The organism is Mycobacterium sp. KBS0706 (genome assembly GCF_005938675.2).
GTDB lineage: Bacteria > Pseudomonadota > Alphaproteobacteria > DSM-16000 > Inquilinaceae > Inquilinus.
The window spans coordinates 1-372 of record NZ_VCCH02000382.1; the positions used below are offsets into that span (position 1 = coordinate 1).

A 372-nucleotide genomic window follows, 5' to 3' on the forward strand; every position below is an offset into this window, starting at 1 on the left:
GATCGATCGCGTCGCCGCCTTCGACCCGGCGCTCTTGAACCTCGCCTTTATCTTCCTGCTGCTCGGCTACGGCACCAAGGTCGGCCTGGCGCCGCTGCATGCCTGGCTGCCCGATGCCCATGCCGAGGGCCCGACGCCGATCTCCGCCGTCCTGTCGGGCCTCTTGCTCAATGTCGCGCTCTACGCCGTGCTGCGCTTCAAGATGCTGCTGGCGGCCAATCCGGCGGCGATCGCGCCCGGACCGCTGATGGCGGTGATGGGGCTGGCGTCGCTGCTCTTCGCCGGCTTCATGTTGTACCGGCGGCGCGACATCAAGCGGCTGTTCGCCTACAGCTCGATCGAGCATATGGGCATCATCACCTTCGCCTTCGG

1 protein-coding gene is annotated in these 372 nt (G+C 66.9%); it reads left to right on the forward strand.

Going from position 1 to position 372, the window contains the following annotated elements; genetic code table 11:
* Window positions 1–372 (forward strand): proton-conducting transporter membrane subunit (locus FFK22_RS42375; protein WP_306770283.1); only part of this gene is annotated, 372 nt, incomplete at both ends.